This window comes from Pedobacter sp. N36a (assembly GCF_014472395.1).
Lineage (GTDB): Bacteria > Bacteroidota > Bacteroidia > Sphingobacteriales > Sphingobacteriaceae > Pedobacter.
On the sequence record NZ_JACSZW010000004.1, the window covers coordinates 270179 to 288595 of the forward strand.

General features: G+C 41.9%; 12 protein-coding genes. All 12 read right to left on the reverse strand.

The features are described 5' to 3' along the window. Position 1: 1 nt before the first annotated feature. On the reverse strand, positions 2-2107 hold the full coding sequence (gene feoB, locus H9X96_RS10050; protein ID WP_255431074.1) for a ferrous iron transport protein B: 2106 nt from the start codon (positions 2105-2107) through the stop codon (positions 2-4). A 19-nt stretch (positions 2108-2126) separates the two neighbouring features. After that, entirely contained in the window at positions 2127-2342 is a 216-nt protein-coding gene (locus tag H9X96_RS10055) for a FeoA family protein (RefSeq protein ID WP_062546709.1), read from the reverse strand. A 299-nt stretch (positions 2343-2641) separates the two neighbouring features. After that, on the reverse strand, positions 2642-3061 hold the full coding sequence (locus tag H9X96_RS10060; protein WP_255431075.1) for a VanZ family protein: 420 nt from the start codon (positions 3059-3061) through the stop codon (positions 2642-2644). A 3-nt stretch (positions 3062-3064) separates the two neighbouring features. Continuing rightward, on the reverse strand, positions 3065-3445 hold the full coding sequence (gene gcvH, locus H9X96_RS10065) for a glycine cleavage system protein GcvH (protein ID WP_062546707.1): 381 nt from the start codon (positions 3443-3445) through the stop codon (positions 3065-3067). Positions 3446-3500: 55 nt separating this feature from the next. After that, positions 3501-10679 (reverse strand): cell surface protein SprA, encoded by a 7179-nt coding sequence (sprA, locus tag H9X96_RS10070; RefSeq protein ID WP_187666148.1) that lies wholly within the window; start codon positions 10677-10679, stop codon positions 3501-3503. A 9-nt stretch (positions 10680-10688) separates the two neighbouring features. After that, the gene (ruvA, locus tag H9X96_RS10075; RefSeq protein WP_187666149.1) at positions 10689-11273 is read right to left on the reverse strand and encodes a Holliday junction branch migration protein RuvA; all 585 of its coding nucleotides are present in this window, start codon (positions 11271-11273) and stop codon (positions 10689-10691) included. A 3-nt stretch (positions 11274-11276) separates the two neighbouring features. Next, positions 11277-13592 (reverse strand): NADP-dependent malic enzyme, encoded by a 2316-nt coding sequence (locus H9X96_RS10080; protein WP_187666150.1) that lies wholly within the window; start codon positions 13590-13592, stop codon positions 11277-11279. Positions 13593-13676: 84 nt separating this feature from the next. Then, positions 13677-14900 (reverse strand): lytic transglycosylase domain-containing protein, encoded by a 1224-nt coding sequence (locus tag H9X96_RS10085; RefSeq protein WP_187666151.1) that lies wholly within the window; start codon positions 14898-14900, stop codon positions 13677-13679. Between the two features lie 23 nt (positions 14901-14923). Then, entirely contained in the window at positions 14924-16342 is a 1419-nt protein-coding gene (gatA, locus tag H9X96_RS10090; RefSeq protein ID WP_187666152.1) for an Asp-tRNA(Asn)/Glu-tRNA(Gln) amidotransferase subunit GatA, read from the reverse strand. 39 nt (positions 16343-16381) lie between these two features. Continuing rightward, on the reverse strand, positions 16382-16588 hold the full coding sequence (locus H9X96_RS10095) for a twin-arginine translocase TatA/TatE family subunit (RefSeq protein WP_182958011.1): 207 nt from the start codon (positions 16586-16588) through the stop codon (positions 16382-16384). An 11-nt stretch (positions 16589-16599) separates the two neighbouring features. Continuing rightward, the gene (gene tatA, locus H9X96_RS10100; RefSeq protein ID WP_187666153.1) at positions 16600-17010 is read right to left on the reverse strand and encodes a twin-arginine translocase TatA/TatE family subunit; all 411 of its coding nucleotides are present in this window, start codon (positions 17008-17010) and stop codon (positions 16600-16602) included. Positions 17011-17066: 56 nt separating this feature from the next. Further along, positions 17067-18410 carry a murein hydrolase activator EnvC gene (locus H9X96_RS10105; protein ID WP_187666154.1) on the reverse strand — a complete coding sequence of 448 codons (1344 nt, stop codon included), beginning with the start codon at positions 18408-18410 and terminating at the stop codon, positions 17067-17069. Positions 18411-18417 lie beyond the last annotated feature (7 nt).

Below are 18417 nucleotides of genomic sequence, written 5' to 3' on the forward strand. Positions count from 1 at the left end.
ATTACTTCAAAAGCTGATAGGCGATCAAACTGGCGATATAGGCCATTGCGGTCATATAGGTCAGCTGAATTACAGGCCATTTCCAGGACTTCGTCTCTCTGAATACTACTGCCACCGTACTCATACATTGCATGGCAAAGGCATAAAACAGCATCAGTGAAAATGCCGTTGCAAAAGTAAAGACTGGTAATCCCGTATCCGGATTTACAGCTGCTCTCATTTTATCACGAATCGTACCTACAGCTTCATCACCACCATCCACACTATAAATAGTAGCCATGGTACCTACAAAAGCTTCTCTCGCTGCAAATGAAGTGATCAAAGCAATCCCAATCTTCCAATCGAAACCTAATGGCTTGATCGCTGGTTCTATCGCATGACCTAATATACCTGCATAAGAGTTTTCCAGCTTCTCCGCCGACTTATCTCTCTCCAGCGTAGAAATCTGTACACTATCTTTTTGAGCCTCTATGGCGTCATATTTCTTGTCAATTTCAGCAAAGCGATCCGAAGGACCGTAAGAGGCCATCACCCATAAGATGATGGAGATCGCGATAATCACCTTACCCGCTTCGAAGACGAAAGTTTTAGACTTCTCATACATTGTGTACAATACGTTACTCCAGCGTGGCATTCTATATACCGGCAACTCCATGATGAAGTAAGATTTCTCTTTCGCTTTGATGATAAATTTCATCACAAAAGCAACCAATATTGCCGCTATGATACTGATCAGGTACATCCCCATTAAGGTTAAACCTTGCAGGTTAATGAAGCCCCAGACCATCTTTTCCGGAACAACAAGGCCAATTAATAAGGTATACACTGGTAATCTTGCCGAGCAGCTCACCAAAGGAGCCACCATAATGGTGATGATCCTATCTTTCCAGCTTTCGATATTTCTGGCACTCATGATGGAAGGTACCGCACAAGCCAGACTACCAATCATGGGTACAACAGATTTACCGCTGAGTCCGAATTTCCTCATGATTTTATCCATCATAAAAGTCACCCTTGACATGTATCCGGTATCCTCCAATATGGAGATGAAAGCAAAGAGAATCGCGATTTGCGGGATAAAGACGATCACGCCTCCCAGACCTGCCAGGACCCCATCAAGTAATAGGTTTGTTAATATGCCATCCGGCAAATACTCATGACCGAGTTCTGTCAGCTTCATAAACCCAGCCTCAATCATCTCCATCGGATATGCAGACCAGGAGAAAATAGAGTTAAAGATGAAGAACAGAATCCCAATAAAAATCAGAAATCCCCAGAATTTGTTGGTCAGTACTGCATCTATTTTATCATTGAATGCAAACTTCTTAGCCGCACCGGTATCCTGAATTACACCAGAAAGTACCGTTCCTAAATGACGGTAACGGGCAATGGTTTCTGCAGTCTGCAGTTCTGAGGTTTCAAAGGCATGAGCTCTTTTAATCTTTGCAAATCCCGCATGATCTTCTTCAGAGAACAGGTCTAAATGCTGATGCTGATGTAAAACCTGCAACGCATAATAGTCGTTGTCTGTTTTTAATTTAGCTTTCGCCTCGGAAATTGCTTCCGGAGCTAAGGCTAATATATCTGCACCTTTTGCCTGAGTGGCAATTTTGGTGGTGTTTTCTATCGCTTGTTTTAATTCTTTTAAACCAGTTTTGCTTCTCGCCGAGATGGCCACCACCTGTATACCCAATCTTTCCGCAAGCAAATTGACATTGACGTCAATTCCTTCCTTCTGGGCCATATCAGTCATGTTCAGCGCCAATACCATCGGTACCTCTAGATCCGCAACCTGAGAATACAGCAATAAGTTTCTTCTTAGATTAGTCGCATCAGCCACTAAAACCACTACATCCGGATAACTCGAATTGGTTTTATCCGCCAATACCTGGAACACGATACTTTCATCCTTACTCTTCGGATATAAGCTATACGTTCCTGGAAGGTCAATGATTGCTGCAACCTTGCCATCTGCAAACTTACAATGCCCCACTTTCTTGTCGACGGTGATACCCGGAAAATTACCGATCTTTTGATTTAAACCTGTCAGCAGGTTAAAAAGAGTAGACTTGCCTGTATTGGGATTCCCAACCAGCGCTATTTTCAAATCCTTAGCCAATATAGTATTACTGAATTATGATAACAGATGCTTCGTTCTTACGCAAACAAAGTTGATAGCCGGCCACACGGATAGCGATTGGATCACCAAGTGGAGCAAATCTTTCTACCTCAACAACCTCCCCTGGCAAGCAGCCCATCTCCATTAGTTTTACAGACATTTCAAGATCTGTGAACTCAACTATAGTACCTCTTTCTCCTGGATTCAATTGTGATAGCTTCATCTTTCTATAGATTATTTATGTTCGGATCGGGCATGATTTCCTTTCCTGAACCTGGCGCAATTTAGCCTTAATTTATAATAATTCCAAATACCGGAACGGGAATCAACCTGCTTGTAATCAGGTTTAACAGGATATTACGCGCAATTAAATAATCCTAAGGTCACAGTAGGGTAACTATTTAGATACCCGCAAGTGTTATTTCGTTTGGATAGCTGTTGTAACTCACCGGAGGGCATTTGCATCCTGGCTTAAAAATACTGCAGCTACTGACCGCTGCAGCAACAAATAACAGCAATAGACTAAATTTTATTTTTTTCATGATGAAGAGATTTATGATAATCCGATTTATGCAAAAGAACAAAACTGAATACGCCCATAAACACACCGATCATATCACAGCCAAAATCCCACCATTCTGCAGATCTGTAAGTAAACACCTTCCATTGCAGAAATTCAATTCCTGCTCCGATACCTGCGGTAATCAGGATCACTTTAAAAATCGTTAGGGAACGGAAGCTGTAGCTGTGCTGGTAATTGATCCTGCCATAGAATAGAAGAATCGTCAGTACAAAGAAAAATCCCAGGTGTACCAACTTATCAAATCCTTCAAAAAAAATGCCTGACCCAGAAGTGTCAGGCATTTTCATATTACAAAGGACTAAAATCACAACGGTCCATAGAATGGCCCAGATCTGATATTTTAATGCTTTAGTATTCATTAATTAAGCTCCTACAAGAGCTTTATAAGCATCTGCGTCTAATAAACCTGCAACTTCAGCAGCGTCAGAAAGTGTTACTTTAACCATCCATCCTTTTCCATAAGGGTCAGAATTTACCAATTCCGGGTTGTCATTCAATTCAGGATTAGTTTCAGTTACTGTAGCAGTTACTGGCATAAACAAATCAGAAACAGTCTTAACAGCTTCCACTGTACCGAAAACATCGTCTTTACTTACTTCATCACCCACGGTATTAATATCGATGTATACAATATCACCTAATTCACGTTGTGCAAAATCAGTAATACCGATATAGGCTTCGTTACCTTCAATTTTAACCCATTCGTGGTCTTTAGTGTACTTTAATTCTGATGGAAAATTCATGTGTATAATTTTTTGTTGGTTCAAAGGTAATTAATATAAGTATTTATCACAATGCCTAATTCAGAGTAACTCTCAAACTAAATCCGAAATTACTAAATGAGGTATTGAACGTCTGTGAAGTATATGGTTTAGTGATGTTAGAGTCGTAGAACAGGCGCACGTTAAAGCGCTGGTTCAGGATATAATCCACACTTGGTCTTAAGGTAACGTTTTTCGCCCCGGAAGAAACTTCTGCCTCCAGAATGTTTGCACGATAAATCACCGTTTTATTATCCCTCACTGCGACATCCAGTTTAAAGTCCGTATTGTTGTCCATTTTAAGTCCTTTGAACAAGCCAAAAGGGAACCTGAACTTCGTAGTACGATAACCCAATCCGAACACCATGTTGCTTTCCGTTAATTGGGCCAGCTGGCTGTTTGCCATATTTAATCCCAGCATCCTGGATCTTCCAATCTCAAAATTAGCAGTCAGGTTGTTTTTCAAACGTGTATCGATTCCGATCAATGGGGAGAACTGTTCTGCAATGGTTACCTGTGCATATTGGAACTCCGGAAGGAAGTTATCATTTAAATCTCTACTGATGACACCGCCATTATTTTCCTGGTATTTCAATAGTGAATTAAAACTGCTGATGCTGTAAATAGAGCGATAAGAGTGTCTCAAATCAATCGAGCTGAAACGATCTGCGAGGAAAGGAATCCCGATCAGACCACGGTAATTCAAACGCCAGTTTGGCAATGGAATCTTAGGCATCGAGCTGAGGCTGGATGTTTTTGGATCTTTCCCGGAATAAGCAGACAGGAAAGCAGCCGTCAGTACATCCTGAGATTCTGCGCCATAACCATCTGCATACAATCCATTTCTAACCCCTGTGGAGTTCGTGTTTGTTAAACCTAAACGCTGGGAAATGATCACCCTATTGTTCATGAAGTTGACGAATAGCTTAGACATCGTACTGCCGGATTTCTCCGAGAAAGCAGTACCTAAACTGATATAGGAAATGCTATAGTCACCCGTTGTAAAGGGGCTAAAGTTTTCAAAACCTTTTAATTCTCCGTCATATCTGAAATTGGTCGAGTAATTCTTTGTTTGATTTCTATTGGCCGTTAGTGTAATCGACAAGTCTTTGATCGGCTCAACCAAACTGGTAAAGCTTAAATCTTCCCGCATCGTGTTGATGTACAGCTGCGACTGCAGGGTGTCTGTAGTGATCCAGCTTTTCAATAAAGCTTCAGTTCTGATGTCCCGCTGACTACCTAATACGAAGCCTAAGCCCGGTGCACCGGTAGCTTGGTCAATTCCGAAGTAGTTCGTTTTAGGCAAATAACCAGGTAGGAAAATCCCCTTGCTCTGCGTATAAGCACCCACTACATTTTTCACACTTGTTAATAAACCTACCCAAACATTTTGTCCACCTGCTCCGTTTCCTTTGCGTACAAATCCAAATTTATTGTATAGTGAAGCCAGGTTTAAGTTAGGATTCACCTGAATTGTTCTGGAGTTTTGAATCGTATTTCCAAGGTTGATATTTGGATCTCTCAACGTAGAAAGCGGTTCTGTCTGCCAGTTAAAATTGGTACCATAACGTGTGGCCACATTCACCCAATCCAATCCAGGAATCTTACTGATTGGTAAATTATAGGTAAAGTTCAGGTTGTGACTGTAATTGGTATTACGACCCAACCTCAGCATATTCTGCCATAAAGTATCTCTTTTCAATCCCTGGATTCTGCCGAAAGGCTCATCAATGATGGAGTAATTGGTCGCATCAATGTCCATGGTTAAAGATTTACTCAGGTTCCATGAAATGCCATACATCCTGGACACCAGGAAGTTTTTATTAAACGTGGTGTTCACAGGAATAGAATTCATAGGATCATTGTTTCTCAAACTGTTTTCAGAATAGAAACGATCTACATTTATTCTGAAGTTAATCGCAGAAGGCATCAGGCTAAAGTTGAAATCCTTCAGTATGGCCAGTGTGTTGTTCTTGATGATCTTTCTAAAAGGCTCATACGTTTTCGCCAATCCAGCATAGTTATAAGCCAGGGAAGCTCTGTAGGTCTTTTGGAAATTACTTTCTATGATGAAGTCACGGTGCGAATACTTGGTATATGCATAGCTGACGTTGAAGTTTTCAATATCCCAAACCTGAGGTTTTGCTTCCGGATCTGTTCTTTCTTTTCTCACGTTGGTGAAGTTGATACTGCTTCTGGTGGTATAATCCTGTGCATAATTCAGGATAGAATCCCGCTGTGGTTTTGAAGCCGCATCCAGTGCATTTTTCAACTCAATGTCAGGCATACTAGGGTTGTATTGAGGAGTAGCTACCTGGCTGGAATAACTCACAAACATCGGCACCTTGATCCCTGTTTTCTTAGGGAAAAACTTGCCCAGTTCCATGCTCGAAGAGATGTCAAAAAATACGTTATCCGCTCTGTTTCTCTCGCTCACTCTGGTTTCTAAGGAACCGAAACCGATGGTCGATTTACTTCCGGATACATTTACATCCGCAAAATCCGCCAGTTTCGCATTCATCCTAGCAGTAGCCGCCCATCCACCGCGCTCATCGAATTCCGTTAAACGAAGCTCATTAAACCAGATGACGGCATTCTTCTGCATTCCATCGTCATTACCATTTGCACGGTAAGGGTTTTTAACCCCCAGCATATATACCCTTACCTTACTCATATCCGGCTGTCCTTTGATGGTAATGGTTTTGCCATCCACCGTATAGATATAAGGAATATTGATCGGCCATGGTGCACCGGTACTGGTTTTCGCGTTGTTTCTTTCTAGTTTCGCTTTCTGGAAGAACTCAAGGGTAATGTCCATTTTATTTTGCTCCGGCCAGATCGCATTTGGATCACTGGTACCTGGAAGCGTCACTTTTAAAGGCTGTGAATATTCGTAGTAGTTGTCCTGATTATCGGTACCGATTCTCAGGAAAGCACTCAGGTCGTTATCCTTCAATATACTCGTTCCTAAAGCCTCCGCATGGATGTACATTTCCAGGTGTTTATAAGACCTGAAATCGTTGAATCCTGTTTTAAAGGCGGCCCTGCCATAACCATCTTTCAGATTTTTGATCGTTACGGATAACGACTGCTCATTCTGACGGGTATCACCACGGTAATTGCTGAAATCACGCTCTCTTTCGATGCCTGGAGGAATTACATAAGGAATCGGGGTACGTTTACCATTCTCCTCAATATTTACGGTAGCGACTTCTATCGTCGACTTATCTGAAGCAATCGTTCCTAAAGCAGGATCTACGATCGTTTGTGAAGGATCATCATTTGGATTGTATTGTCTCCATTCACCCCTCACCAATTGGATTTTCCCAAATCTCAATACCGTAGTATCGGCAAAATTGGTAAGAAACATTCTGATGAAACGGATAGATTTAAAATCCTGGATTCCACCAATACGGTCCTGATATTGTGCCAAAGGAATACGGATCTGGTACCAGGTTACAGGTTGTGTACTTCCGTTTGCCAGTTTCACCTGAGAAATCACTTTATCCGTTACAAAGTTTTGTCCCACCATCAGGTCGCCCGGACGCATAGAAACTTTGTATTGGAAGTACTCATCAGATTGCGTCATGTTGTTATCTCTGTTGATGTCTTCCCCATCTGGTAAAGAAGTCGACGCCGAGTTTTCAACACCCAGTTCTGCACGCGATTGCTCAGCAGTTTTAGAGTTTCCTTCTGTTCCGTTATAGCGCTGGTAACGTTTTAAAATCCCTGCATTTTCACGGTCTAAATCCGGACCTCTGAAATAACTATAATCATCCGAAGAAGGGTCATTTTCTAAAGTATTGGCTGCATCAGGATTCAACTGTCCTTTAATCTGGTTGATCAAAGTAGAGAATTTTATCTGCTCGTCTTTATTCGCCAATCCGTCTAAACCCACATCCTGTGCTTTTCTGGCATTAGGATCATTGTCGAAAGCCTGAACTACCGGCTGCAATTTAGGTACCCTTCCCCAATTGGTTTCATCATATTTAGAAGGATCACCATCAGCAGGAAGTCCATTCTCCAAAGACTTTCTTCCGTCTTTCAAAATGTCTTCCGAGATATTACCCAAATTGAAATACAAGTCACCACCCAAACTGTTCGGTTTATAAATATTCGGATCCATTACCCAAAGCTCAATGAACTCAATGTTCAAAGCTTCAAAGTCGTTGGTTTCAATTCTTCTGAATAAACCTCCCCAGCGGGAACGTGGGTTATTCAACATACCAGCCTGGTTAAATCCGGTAGGCGTATAATTGTAAGGCCCACGAACTGTAGGATAAAAAGCCACATCTAGAGTTGGCAGGGCGAATGGCTGTCCTGTACCCGTTTCTTTAAAAGGAAACACTTCCTGCTCGATAATCTGACGAACATAATGGTTAGACAATTCATTTTTGTTATTTCTCAAACCTGCCGGTAGGCTGGCATCATTTCTATTGTAGAATATCGGATCTATGTTGTAGAAAGCGATTAAAGCCCTGTTGAAACCGTAGCTCAAATCGTCAATCCTACTGGATTCAGAGAAAAGCTGTGGTGTTCCCGACAACTGCCAGGCCATAGAACTTTTCAAATCAATCACGGAACGTGAGGCTTCAAAATCATCCAGATAACTCACACCACCTTTTTGTCCGCCGAAATTCAAGGCTTTCGGGTGTCCCGGAATCAATTGTGCATACTCTCCTGAAAACGTCAGACTGGAAGGTACTTTTGTAGAGATGAAAGGCAGTTTATCCACTAATTTCGTTAAGAATCTGGATGGTGTGCTATAATTCAGATCCACACCCCAAATGGTATTGGAAATCGGCTCTTCTCCCACATTCACCTTTGGCGTCAGTGGTTTCTCCGTCAGGTTCATCAAGGTCGCCCCAAGATTCAGTTTATTGTTTACTTTATAATCAAATCTGGTTCCGAACAACGAACGCTGCTGTAAACCAAATAACTCATTATTTTCTGTAGAAATTCTGATCGGCTGCCCAGAAATCAATATGGCTGTATTCAGGATTCTCACCCTTCCACCCTGATAATCGACTGTAAAATCTACACCTTCCTGCAAAGGAATCGTACCTGCAAACACCTTTACCGACCCTTCCGGAACATTGATGGAGTTTAAGCTAAATTCTGAAGCCACCTGACTTTGGTAAGCACCTTTAATGAAATAGCGGTTCTGGTTACTGAACAGCTGCTGCGCCACGACTTTTGTGGAGTCATATAAAGCAGGATAGGTGTACTTTTGGATCAATGGTAGCTCTGAAGCTTCAAACTGATCGGCAAGATCCCTACCAAAAGGCTCGATCAAAGGGAAGATAATTCTTCCATTCAAGGGGTCAATGGTAATGTAACCACTGATGGTATTGGTAGAGAAATTGGTCAGATTAGTATTCGAGGAATTGGTATTTCCCGGGTTATTATTACTATTGATCGGCGTATTGAACGCGATGTTGTCATTTGTTCCAAAAGGTTTGTTTTCTGATTCAAAATCAAACACCCCATCCGGACTCCGTTCTTTCTGCTGATTCAAACGGTCTAAACCTGTCACCTGAATCCATTGTTTGTTCTTCAGCGGCCTGCGGTTGGCATCCAGTTTTTCTCCTTCTTCGATGTACGGTTTTTCTACACCCAATTTGTCATCAATGCGAAAAATATCTAATCTGAAGTTCATTGGGCTGATCTGGTATCCACCGATAGAATAGATATTTTTCATCATCAGGTTCCAGATCGGCAATTTAGTTTTCAAAGTTTCATTTTTCAGCATCTTTGTAAACAAGACCTCTGGACTTCCCGGGTCAAATGAAATGTCAGTAGAGAACTCCCCTACCTGATATTCTACCCCACGGTAAGTATATCGGTAAGCTACCGTCAATACCTCATCGGTATTCAGGGCATTATTCAGGGAAATATAGCCCAGCTGCGGATGAAAAGTAAACTCTCTATCCGCCAGTTTTCTGGCATACGTTAGCTTGGCATAATTATCTGTACCTCCGCTCCCTGCAAAGAAAGGGATGATCGCATTAGCGTTTGTTAACCTGGCATCTGGCGGCAATTCCGACAATAAATTATTGGACTGTCTTGGAAACTGCGGACTGTCAAATCCAGAAGGCAGGGCTGATCCACCGCCAACAAGAGTTTGATTGTAGGGTGCATTTTCTCCTAAATCCATCAAGGCCATCACATCTCTGGAGCCTTGTGTATTTCCTGTTTTATTGGTAATCCAAACTTCTACTCTGGTAATCAACACCCCTGAAGTAAGCGTTGGAGGCGTAGCTAAGGTTTTATTATAATTCTGTCTAAAGTACTGCGCTAAGAAATAGTGTTTATTGGCTTCATAATTATCGGCACTGAGTCTAAATTCATTCTGCTGTGCACCATTATTGATGCGGATTTCCCGCGATTGTGATTTCTGCTGAGAGAAAACCGTGCTCACATTCAGTTTCCCGAATTGCAGCTGTGTTTTTATCCCAAAAAGCGCCTGTGTACCGTTGATCAATGAAGTACTTAGAGGCAGGCTCACATTACCTGCTTCGATTTTTTGGATGATATCATCCTTTCCGCCGACATAATCCAGCTTCACCTGATTTTCAAAATCAAACTGTGCTTCGGTATTGTAGTTCATATTGACCTTCATCCGGGTACCAATATTACCAATTACATCCATCTGAATGCGCTGGTTAAAATCAAAATTCCCCTGTACGCGCTGACGCTCATTGAACAGCGGGTTTTCATTTTTATTGATCCTTCCCAGGAAGGTCAGTTCAGCTTCACCACGAGGCTGTATATCTATGGTTGTTCCGCCAAAAATCTTCTCAAAAGCTTTGCTATTGACTTTCAGGCTAGGAATTAGCCCATTCTTTCTGACTTCATTAATTTCTTCATTGGAATACATACGCCAGTTGTCGCGCTTCATTTCAGAATTCACCAAACGCTGATATTCTTCAATGGTCAGGTATTGCGGCGCGGAGAAAAGCTGGTTGCCAATCAGCTGGCGAATGATGTATCTTTTATTTTTCGCATCATACTCAACTTCCCGTTTCACATTGTCGGGAAGTGGTTTGAAGGAATTATTGAGGTTTCTAAGACCTAATCGTTGCTTTTCCTTCAAACTGAAGGAATTCTTTGTTGTATCCGAATTTCTTACCTGAGGCCTTAGAGTCTGCGAAAAAGCTATTTGTCCGCCAAAGCAGAGAAATAAGGTAAAGAGGAGCGTTAATAGGGTTTTCAAAGTAAAATTCTATAAGTTCTTCAAAGCTATTTTTATCATTTGTTCTACTGTTAAATCTGAACCTCCATTTTTCACTGCATTATCGATTGATTTTTCTGCGGGTTGTTTTGCAAAACCAAGCATCATCAAAGCGGATAAAGCTTCTTCTCTAGCAGTATTATTAAGCGGTGCAGCAATTAATGATCCTGTACCTTCTTTTTTCAATTTATCCTGTAATTCCAGCACGAGGCGCTGAGCCGTTTTCGTGCCTATCCCTTTGATCCGCTGAATTAAAGGTAAATCACCATTTACAATAGCAGCTTGAATTTCTATCGGGGTAATGGAAGAGAGCATCATTCTACCGGTATTGGGACCGATTCCAGAAACGGAAATCAGATGAAGGAAGAGCCTGCGCTCTCCCTCCTCTGCAAATCCATATAAGGTATGTGCATCTTCCTTTATATGCGTCCAGAGGTAAACTTTACATCTTTCCGCATCTGCCAGACTGCTATAAGTATTTAGTGAAATATTGATATGGTAACCAATTCCTCCGGCCTCCACAACAATATAAGCGGGGCATTTAAAGGTGAGCTTACCATCAATATATTCAAACATATCTTATTTCTTAATTATTCTTTTTAATAAACCACCCTTTTTAGCCAGGGCTTCTTGTTCTTTAGACTGTACATCTAAAACAGCTAAAGTGACCATGTTCACAATTTCACGAACTGAACTACCCAACTGTACAATGTGAACAGGTTTGTTCAATCCCAATAGAATAGGACCTACTGCTTCTGCTCCACCTAGTTCCTGTAACAGCTTATAGGCGATATTTCCAGACTCCAAATTAGGGAATACCAGTGTATTTGCAGGGGCATCTACTAAGCTACTAAAAGGAAAGTTATCTTTCAATAACTCATTGTTAATTGCAAAATTTCCTTGCATTTCACCGTCTACGATAATTTCAGGGTGCTTTTCGTGAAGAATTTTCACTGCTTTTCGCACTTTTTCAGGAACGACCCCCTCATTTGACCCAAAATTGGAGTAAGAAAGTAGGGCAATACGTGGCTGAATGTTGAATTTACGAACCGCAGAGTCTAGTAACAAAGTAATGTCCACTAATTCTTCTACTGTAGGATCTACATTTACAGTAGTATCGCCAAAGAATACCGGACCTTTTTTCGTCATCATCATGTACATGCCAGCCACACGGTTTACACCTGGCTCGGTGCCAATGACCTGTAGTGCAGGCTTGATGGTAGACACATAGTTTTTGGTCAGACCAGAGATCATGGCATCTGCTTCACCGAATTCTACCATAGAGGCACCGAAGTAATTTCTATCACGTAAGAATTTGTTGGCTTCAAACAAGGTTACCCCTCTTCTTTGTCTCTTTTGGTAAAGATTATCCGCATATTTTGCCATGCGTTCCGGCTCTAACATTGGATCAATGATCTCTACACCTTCTAATTCCAGTGCATTTTCTTCGATGATCTGCTCGATAACCGTTCTTTTACCCAACAAGATTGGAATGGCAATATTTTCGTCCTTAACGATCTGTGCCGCTTTCAGGATTTTATAGTTATCCGCTTCGGTGAATACCACACGTTTCGGATCAGATTTCGCTTTATTGGTGATGGCGCGCATGATGGCATCATCCATTCCCAACCTGGTTTTCAATTCTTCCGTATAAGCATCCCAATCGGTGATGATTTTACGGGCTACGCCTGAATCAATTGCTGCTTTGGCTACTGCCGAAGAAACATTGGTCATCAGTCGCAAATCTACTGGCTTAGGAATGATATAGTCTTTACCAAATTTGATATTTTTCTCATTGTAGGCCATGTTTACAGCCTCAGGAACAGATTTTTTAGCCAGTTCAGCAATTGCTTTCACCGCGGCAATTTTCATTTCCTCATTGATGCTGGTTGCCCTAACATCTAATGCACCTCTAAAAATATATGGGAAGCCCAGTACGTTATTCACCTGATTCGGATAATCAGAACGTCCTGTAGCCATAATTAAATCTTTACGGGAACTGATGGCCAGTTCGTAAGCAATCTCTGGGTTAGGATTCGCCATTGCAAAAACAATAGGATTCTTAGCCATAGATTTCAACATCTCCACCGTTACACAATCAGCAGAAGAAAGACCGATGAATACATCAGAATCTTTCATTGCTTCTTCCAAAGTACGTAGGTCTCTAGTAGTCGCAAATTCAGCTTTGATGTCGTCCAATTTTTCTCTGTCTGCTCTAATGACGCCAGTACGGTCGCACATAACGATGTTTTCTTTTTTAGCACCTAAAGAAACATAAAGACGGGTACAGGAAATCGCAGCAGCACCGGCTCCATTTACCACAATCTTGATCTTATCCATTTTCTTTTTCTGCAATTCGCAGGCATTGATTAATGCTGCTGCAGAGATAATGGCGGTACCATGCTGATCGTCGTGCATCACAGGGATATTCATCTCCTCTTTCAAGCGACGCTCAATTTCAAAGCATTCTGGTGCTTTAATATCTTCTAAATTCACCCCACCAAAAGTTGGTTCCAGTGCTTTTACGATTTTAACAAAATCATCAACGTTTTTAGTATCCAGTTCCAGATCAAAAACGTCAATATCAGCGAAGATCTTAAAAAGAAGACCTTTACCTTCCATCACCGGTTTACCCGCTTCTGGACCAATATCGCCAAGACCTAATACTGCTGTACCATTACTAATTACAGCTACCAGGTTTCCTTTAGCGGTATATTTATATACATCTTCAGTGTTTTCTGCAATTTTTAAACAAGGTTCAGCTACCCCTGGAGAATACGCCAGCGCCAGATCTCTTTGAGAGTTCGTTGGTTTCGTGGGTATAACTTGTATTTTTCCCGGTCGCCCTTGCGAGTGGTAATCCAAAGCATCTTGCTTCCTGTTAATTTTACTCATAAATCAGTCATTTATAAAGGGCCAAAGTTACAATCTTTTAATTAGCCCTGAAATAAAAAAGGAATCAGTATTGAGTGGCAGGCTTTATCCTTGAATAGCGGATTTTTTTCGCTTGGTAGGTTCCGGATTATGGATTTTTAATTTTTGTCCAGGTACAATGGAGGAGCTTTTAAGCCCATTCCAAACTTTTAAATCCTGGACTTCTACATTATATTTATTGGCAATAGCGTTGAGGGTTTGCCCTGGAGTCACTTTATGGTAACTGACCGCAGCAGTGGGTTTTGCCGTGATTTTCTTTTTTAAACGGCGGTCATCATTGGAAGCAAGGTATACATTCTGATTCACATCCAGCTCCGCATTGTTCAATACTTCATAGATTTCCGCAAATTGCCCCATGTTGACCTTAGGAATCACAATACGCTTGGGCTCCAATTCCGTACCATTTACAATCTTCTTCTTATAACTGGGATTTAAGCTGCAAAGTGCATCCTCTTCTATACTGAGTGCCGTAGCCAACTGCGGTAAGGACACAAAGCGATTCACATGAATGGTATCGGTATTTTTTACGAATGGAGAAGCCTGCGCTTTAATCTGATGCTGTCCGGAACACTTCATCACGTAAAGAGCGGCGATGAACGCCGGAACATAATTACGTGTTTCTAAAGGAAGGTAAGGTCTGATTTCCCAGAAATCGTGGGAATCTGCTTTGATGATGGCCCTTTTCACATTACCCATTCCGCAGTTGTAGGCGGCAATGGCCAATAGCCAGTCGCCCAGCTCCTGGTAAGCATCTTTAAAATAAGCTGCTGCTGCGTAACTGGCCTGAATGGGATCTTTTCTTTCATCCACAAAATTGTCCATGTTCAATCCATAATCTTTTGCCGTAGCAAACATGAACTGCCATAAACCTGTGGCACCTACCCTGGATACCGCATGGGCATTCATCGCAGATTCTATAACAGGCAGGTATTTTATCTCTTCGGGGATATTATAAAATTTCAGTGCTTTTTCAAAAACGGGGAAGTAATATTCGGACAGGCCGATCATTTTCCCCATCATCTCTTTCCTGCCGCTATACACGTCAATGTACTTTTGTACATGTTCATTATAGCTGAGGGGCACCATTTTCTGGATAGAGTCCAGACGGGCCTTAAACACGTAGTTATGGTTGCGAAAAGTTGGTGTTTCTGGTAAAACCGGTAAGGCAAGGGTATCCATAATATTTAGAGAACCTTGCGGTTGCTGAGCTGCTGCTGAAAAGCTGGTTAATGCTACAATACAGGATGCAAAAAGTACATTTATTTTCATAGGCAATGTTTGGTGACATGGTTCTAGGTTAAAAATGTATGGGACAGAGACAACAGTTCCTGTTCCTTAAAGTGCTTTGCCATAAGCTGTAAGCTTAACGGTAATCCTTCATTATTATTGCCCAAAGGAATCGCAATTGCTGGAATTCCTGTCAGCGATGCCAGTACAGTAAAAATATCTGCCATGTACATCACCAATGGATCGTCCATATTTTCGCCGATTTTGAACGCAGGCGTTGGCGCCACAGGGCTCAATACCACATCAAAGTCGACCAGCATTTCTTCCATTTTCTCGCGGATCAGTCTTCTCACCTGCTGTGCTTTTTGATAGTAGGCATCATAGTAACCTGCGCTCAAAACAAATGTACCAATCAGAATGCGTTTTTTCACTTCTTCACCAAAACCTTCCGCTCTGGAAGTCTTGTACAAGTCGTTCAAAGTCACCGCGTCCATATTGCGGTGCCCATAATGAACCCCATCATATCTGGATAAATTAGAAGAAGCTTCGGCAGTGGTTAACACATAATAAGCAGGAACCAGGTAATCCAGCAAATCAAAAGATACATAGGATACCGTATGTCCTTGACTTTTAAAACGCTCGATTGCGCTCAGTATGGATGCTTTAATTGCAGGATCTAAGACTTCACTTTCCAGTGTTTCTTTCAATACCGCAATCTTTTTTGGTCCTCCTGCTGATAATCCGGCAGTATAATTAGGCACTTCCTGTTTAGAAACGGTGCTGTCATTATCATCTGCGCCTGCTAGAATTTCCAGCAATAGGGCAGCGTCAGAAATAGAGGAAGTAATGGTACCTACCTGATCAAAGGAAGAAGCATAAGCGATGACGCCATATCTGGAAATGCGGCCATAAGTAGGCTTCATTCCGATACATCCGCAGAAAGCAGCGGGCTGTCTGACAGAGCCACCGGTATCCGTTCCCAATGCTGATAAGCAAAGGTCTGCTTGTACCGCTACTGCCGAGCCTCCTGAAGAGCCTCCGGCAACACGTGCCGTATCTGCCGCGTTTTTCACTACGCCATAATAAGAAGTTTCATTGGAACCACCCATGGCAAACTCATCACAGTTGAGTCTTCCGATGATGATGGCATCTTCGGCCAATAGTCGCGCTACTACGGTAGCAGAATAAGGAGAGACAAAACCATCCAGCATTTTGGAAGAGGCGGTCACGATGTGGTCTTTATAACAAATATTGTCTTTAATACCAATCACCATTCCTGCCAATTTACCCGCAGTACCCTGGTCTATTTTCTCTTGTACTACTTTAGCCTGAGCGGCCGCAGAATAAAAAAACACCTCATTAAAAGCATTGAGGTGTTCATGAGTTTCTATTTGCTTAAAATAGTGATCCAGCAGCTCAATTAAACTAAGTTTTTTTTGAGCAATAAGGGTTTGTATCTCTGATAAGGAGTTATACTTCTTCAAATTTCAAGAATAGGTTAAATTTAAAAATCGGATTAAAACCTATAGTGGTTTGTTCGTGCGGTTTTGTTCTACTTTGTCAGCAGCATCATCCATCCCGTCTTTTCCGTCTTTAAATTCTTTAATGCCTTTACCTAAGCCACGCATAAGTTCTGGAATTTTTTTACCACCGAAAAGTAATAAAACAATTACAAGGATAACGGCGATTTCCATGCCTCCTAATGCGGCTAATATTGGTGTGTTTAACATGATATGATTAGTTAAAGTTGTGTTTTATCTGTTTCTATTTTAGGATTTTCAGTGCTGACTGCTGCTACTGCTTCCTTTTTTTCTAAGTCAATCCCTTCTGAAGCAGCAGGAGTAGTTTCTACAGCAGCAGTAGTGCTGCCAGGATACATTTGCGCTTCCAGGCTTGTTTCTTTTGGATGGTGACGGCTGTTGTCGTTAATCACGTCATTAATGTCGTCCACAATACCTACGGAATTTATGTTGCGATGGATTTCTCTCTTCACCCCATCTGAGGCATCTTTAAAATCGCGGATTCCTTTTCCCAAGCCTCTTGCCAATTCCGGAAGTTTTTTACCTCCAAATAACAAAAGAACCACAACCAGGATCAGCATAATCTCACCGCTGCCCATGTTTAAGAATTCCAATAGTGTTCCTGAATACATTTTAAGCTCTATTTATTAAATCAATATACAAATATAAACATTTCTCGCGCAATCCTCTATTTTGCAGACAGCCATCCTGCAGGATTCTGTGCAACCGTTCCTCTATAGATCTGGAATTGAAGCTCAGGGATATCTCCCGAAGAAGCCACGCTGCCAATGCTTTGTTTCGTGCTCACATCGTCTCCCTGGCCTACACTAACCGATTTAAGGTTCTGATATACCGTGAAGAACTGTCCGTGTTTGATCAGTACATAATACCTGCCGAGTGCATTTCCGACCTTAGTAACTTTTCCGTTAAATACAGCCCTTACCGCAGCACCTTCAGCGGTTTGGATGGTAATACCAGCATTATCGTAGCTGGCTTGTCCCTCTTTATGTTTACCAAAACTCTCCGTAGTGGTTCCGGCAGCTACCGGCCAGGGTAAAGATCCCCTGTTACTTTCAAAAGCCGCAGATAGTCTTGCTGCTTCCGGCGTTGCCGTCAGGTAATTGTTGCTGCTGTTTGCCGTGGCAGCTTTTGCCTTCGCTACCGGAGCAGCGGCGGCAACAGGAACCGGTTTATTTTCCGCTTTTGCTTTGGCTACCGCCGCCGCTCTTGCACGCTCTGCAGCCGCAATGGCCGCTAATCTAGCCCGTTCCGCAGCCCTTGCTTCTTCTTCCGCTTTCTTCTTGGCGATCGCAATCTCGCGGGCAATGGCCGCACGGATGTTTCTATCGATCTGTGCCTGTTGTTTTTTACGGGCTACAATGTCTTGCTTATATTGCTTTTCCTGCTTGCTGATTTTGTTCAATACCTGAGCCTGCTCATTTTTGTTCTTGCCCAGTTTATCCTTTTCAGTTTCCTGCTCATGCAGCAAACTGCTTTTTTGCTTTAAGTTTTTATCGAGTACAACAATTTTATAGTTCAGGTCTTTTTGCGTCCCCTGGATATATCCGGCTTGTTTTTTCCGGTACTGACCAAATTGCTGCAGGTACTTAATTCTTTTATAGGCCTGATTAAAATCACTGGCCGCAAACACAAACATCATCTTGTCGTACGCATTTTGGTTGCGCTGTGCAAAACGAATCATCCCCGCATACTCTTTTTTAAGCTGCGACAGCTGTCCTTTTAAATTGATGACTGTATTGGTGTTTTCGTGAATCTGATTGTCCAGGTGCTTAATCTCAGAATTGATGACCGAAATCTTCTCCTGCATTAAACTAATTTTCGTGTTTAAGGCATTGATCTGGCTTTGTGTCAATTTCTTGTTTTTAGCCGTCTTCGTCAGATTTCTCTGAAGCAGTTCTATTTCCCGTTGTATGGCTTCTTTTTTTCTTTTAAGCTCTGAACTGTTCTGCGCAACGGCGAAGTTGGCGGATAATAAAAATAAGAAGAGGAATAATAGTTTATTTAGCTTCATTGCGTCA